Source organism: Hoylesella marshii DSM 16973 = JCM 13450, assembly GCF_000146675.1.
GTDB lineage: Bacteria > Bacteroidota > Bacteroidia > Bacteroidales > Bacteroidaceae > Prevotella > Prevotella marshii.
In genome coordinates, this window is the sequence record NZ_GL397214.1 from 2,435,263 (window position 1) to 2,439,730 (window position 4,468).

The 4,468-nt window shown below is 53.0% G+C and carries 3 protein-coding genes; all 3 read right to left on the bottom strand.

Translation table 11 applies throughout. From position 1 onward, the window contains the following. A partial coding sequence (locus tag HMPREF0658_RS10080) for a DUF1302 family protein (RefSeq protein ID WP_040557878.1) occupies positions 1–1,216 on the bottom strand: 1,216 nt, incomplete at its 3' end. Positions 1,217–1,226: 10 nt separating this feature from the next. Then, entirely contained in the window at positions 1,227–2,006 is a 780-nt protein-coding gene (locus HMPREF0658_RS10085) for an outer membrane lipoprotein-sorting protein (RefSeq protein WP_006950638.1), read from the bottom strand. 70 nt (positions 2,007–2,076) lie between these two features. Further along, complete coding sequence (locus HMPREF0658_RS10090) at positions 2,077–4,458, bottom strand: efflux RND transporter permease subunit (protein ID WP_006950639.1); 2,382 nt, start codon at positions 4,456–4,458, stop codon at positions 2,077–2,079. Between the last annotated feature and the right edge of the window lie 10 nt (positions 4,459–4,468).

Consider the following 4,468-nt stretch of genomic DNA (forward strand, 5'->3'; position numbering starts at 1 on the left):
CGGTTAGTTCTATATCGTCGTTGAGAGAATAGGAGGCGGAAAGGCGGTTGAAAATGCCGCCGCTTGCCACATCGATGTAGGCAAAGGTGGAGAGTTTCAGCGTGTTGTGCAGCAGTTCCTTTGAGAGTCTTGCTGTGGCAAGCCCGGCATTGCGATAGACGGAGAGTGCTGCGAGATTGCCCGATGTGTATTTATGGCAATACTGCACGCTGATGTTCCAGTCGTTACCCGGATACCAGTCTACCCCTGCAAGGGCGTTGAGGGTGTTGCGCCGCACGGCATTCTGCCCCAAGCCGCTTCCTTGTGCCTCGCCTATATACTCGGCGACTTCGGCGCGGAGGACAAACTGACCGACGGGCAATGAGCAGTCGGCACCCAACATCGTCATACGGCGGTACTGTCCGTTGATGTAGAGCGTCCTTCCATCGCCCGACAGGGCTGGGCAAAGGGCGGGCAGCTTGTTCCACGTCCGCAAGGCACTCACGGAGAAGTCTATTCCGCTGAGATTGACGCTTGCCCGTCCGCCAAACTCCATATTCCTGATTTTCTTCTCCGGCTTGCCGCTTTCCAAGTCGGTGGTGTAAGGCAGTGGTGCAGACGGTAGGCGTATTGCCCACGGATTGCGCTCGTCTGTCGGCAGAATAAAAAAGTCTACCACAGGATTGCACACGGCTTCAAGGGTGACCGAACCTCTTGTGTATTTTGCACGCAGTCCGTTGACGGGCATGCGAATGTCGTCGTAGTCTTGTGCAAGAAACTCAGTATAGTCGAACGGCGACACGCAATCGGTAATGCGCAGTGCATCCGCCACGCCCCATACGACAATCTGCCGCCCCACGCGCAGGTCGAAGTTGCCCTTTGCATAAGAGAGATAAGCCTCGCGCAATTCCAGTCCTGTGCGTTCTTTCAATATTCCGTTGTAGGTGGCGTTCAGGGATAGGAAGAGCGAAGCCGCCCCTTTCTCGAGTTTGAGTTCTCCCCGCGCCCGAGTCCGCAAAGCCATCCAGTCGGCGCGTCCCTCTGTTCTGACGGCATGGTAGGTATCAAGAAAACCTTTCACCTGCACCTGCAAGGCGTTATCGTCCGATGCATTGACCGTTTCCTGCGGAGTGCATTCCGAACCGATGGTGTCGCTATCGGCCGGCAATGTATTATCGATTTGGGCTGATACCTGCACCGAGAGTATCGGCACAAGCAAGAGCATACATAATCGCATCGGTTTCATATCAGAGTCCTTTCTCAAGTTGGGAAACGGTGAAAAGGTTAGGCGATACCTTTACGTTGAACTTCTGATTTTCCATACGGATAATGGTCTTGTGTCCCGTCTGTACATTCTCCATCTGCATAAGATGCATCGTCCAGAAGCCCTGCACTTTCTCTATGTTGGAAATAGTGAGCCTACGGTGCAGTTTGTTCAGTTTGTCGTAGTATTCCGCCTTTACCGCCATCAGGCAGTCCTGCCGAACCCAGGTGACGCGGCGTGTGTAAATCTCATCCTTGTCGTTGGGTACCGACTCTACCACCCAACATTTTTGACCGCCCAACATTTCTTCGCGCAGAAGCGTATGCTTCTCTTCGTCCACGCTGCGGGCGCTCATATCGTTGTAGGTAAAGTCACTGCCCATGAAGTAATCGGTTTTCGACGACTTCCCGCTGATGCGCCTCGTCTTTTTCATTGCCGGAAGATAGAGCCACTTATCGTCCACCTTGGCGGTATTGTCGTAGTCCCAAGTGAGGAATCCCGTACCCTTCACGTCTCCGGGATAGGTGAAGAACATGATTTTCTTCGTATCATTGCCTATGTCCATTGCCCACGATTCGAGTCTCCTCATACGCTTATGCCCGCTCTTCTGGATGAGCGTCATTTCGATGGTGGCAGAACGTGTGTCACCGTCTGCGCGGTTTCTTACTTTCTGCATGATGTCTCTGCCCGACAGCCCTGCTGCCTGCGCGCCGCACACCGCCAGTATGGAGATGAGCAGCAATGTGAAATGTTTTGTTTTCATATCGTTATATTTTATGGTGTTTTGTTGTTATCAAGGAAATTCATTTGTCGTTCCCCGGGAAGCCCGTTTCTCATTCCTTAGGAAGTTCGTTTGCCGTTCCAGAGGAAGTACGTTTGTCATCCCCGAATACACGGAGATACTTGAGAAGGATCGGTGTGAGAAAGAGGTCTGCCAGCAGGGCCGACATCATACCGGCAACAGCCAGAATGCCCCAATTGCGCATCTGTTTGCCATCGGAGAAGACGAAGCCTGTAAACGTAGCCGAGATGACGACTGTGGACATGACGATGGCGAGTCCTTCGGTGCGGAAGGTTCGGTTGATGGCTTCTGCATAATTGCCGCACCTGTCGTATGCCACATGGCTGTGGTTGATGAAGTGGATAGTGTCGTCGACGGCAATACCCAAGACCATCGGAATGAGCGAGGCTGTCATCATATCGAGCGGATAGCCCAACCAACCCATCATACCGCCCACGATGATGGCGGGGGCAATGTTCGGTATCATCCCAACGAGCCCCACTTTCCAGTTGCCGAAGACAAGCACGAGGATAACGCCTATGACCAAGACCGACAACAGCATCGACCACATCTGCCCGCGCTCCACATACTGCTGCATCACGGTGAACTGCGGTATGCTGCCCACCACCGAGACGTGTGCGCCGGGAAAGAGTTTGCGCGCCTCCGCCTGCAAGTCGTTCATTTCCTTTTCCGCCTCGTTGGAGTTGTAGTCTTTCATCTCCAACTGCAACCGCAGCCGTTTGTAGTCGTAGTCCATCCAGTATTCCGACTCCGTACCGCCCGCATTCTCATAGAGCAACAGCAACTGCGCCACCATATCGGCGTTGTCGGGAATGCGGTAGAACTGCTGCTTGTTGCCGTTGAGCGTACAGTTCATATCCTTCACGATGTCGGTAATGGAATTGTGGCGTTTCGTCAGCTTGTAGCCGCCTGCAATCTCCGCCAGTCGGTCAAGTTTCTGCAAATTCTCCGGCTTCTTGGCGTCGTTGTCGTGCGGCAAGGTAATCATAAGGTCATAGGAATATATCGAACCGAGTTCGGTTTCGCAGAGGTCGAGGAATTTCTTTACGTATGGAATCTTCCGCCCCATCGTCTTTTCGATGTCGAACGCAGGCTCGATGGAGAAGAGTCCGATACCGCAGAAGATGGTCAGCACAACCGAAGAAACGACAATGGAACGATGCCTGCGCATCACGAAACTGCCAAACTGTTCGAATCGTTTGCCGATATATCCTTCAAAACTCTTCGACATATCGGCAGCAGGCTTGCGATCCTTGCCGAACGACAACAGGATGGGTGTGAGCAGCAGGCAGGTGAGCAGCACGGCAAGCAGACAGAGCGAGGTGTTGATGCCGATGGCCCGCATCGGTACTATCTTCATGGACAGGAACGTCATCATGGCAGCCACGGTGGTAAGTCCCGACAGCAACACGCCCCAACCGGTTTCGCCTACGGCTTCCTTGATGGATTCCCTGCGCTTGCCTGTTTCTACAAACTGCGTCTTGAAGAAATTGTACAGGTGAATATTGTAGGCGATGGAGCAGGCAAAAGTCAGTATCACGGCAATCATTGTCGTGGTCATGTCGATGTAGATGCCCGTCCAGCCGATGATGCCGAAACTGATGAGCAGTCCGAACACGGACGTGAGCAGTGGTGCAACAACGCCGCTCAGCGAACGGGTTACGATGAGCATCACAACGATGGAGATGATGAAGGCAAAGAGGAACAGCCGCCCCAGTTCGCTTTTGAGATAAACGAATTTCTCGTAGCCCAGATAGGGCATTCCCGCGGCGTTGGGCGACAGTTCGGCGTATTTCGCCTTGCCGATGATGTGTCCCGCTTCTTTGCCCGTAATCATATCGGGCGCAATGTCGCTCGTCTTCTTCCACACGCTGTCTTCGGGGAACGGCCGCAGTTTCACCATAATCCACGTCATCGTGCCGTCGTTTGACACCATCTTCTTTGCCAAATACGGTTTGCTGTACGCTTTCTGCCGGATTACGTTCAGCGAAGCGGCATCAGACGGAATCTCGTCGGGGACAATCTGTTCGATGGTCATACCCTCCTCCGTACCTACGGCAAACTCAATATCGGCGAGCGACGTTACTTTGTCGGCATACGACAGGCTGTCTTTCAGTTCGTTGCTCAGTTCGCGAATGAGCGTCAGGCTGCGTTGGGAGAAGATGTCCTTGTTTTTCACCAGCACCGCCACATAGTAGTCGTTGCCGAAGATAGACTTGAACTCATTGGTCTTGAGCAGCATCGGGTCGTCGCTCACGAAATAGTCGTCGAACGAAGTTTTCATCACGATGCGCTTCGCTCCCACAAACGAGAAGGCGACGATGACTGCGAACAACGCACCGACCACAAGACGGTGGCAGAGTATCCAGTCTGCCAACTGCTTGAATTTACTGTTGATTTTTACGATTTTCATTGTTGTTTTA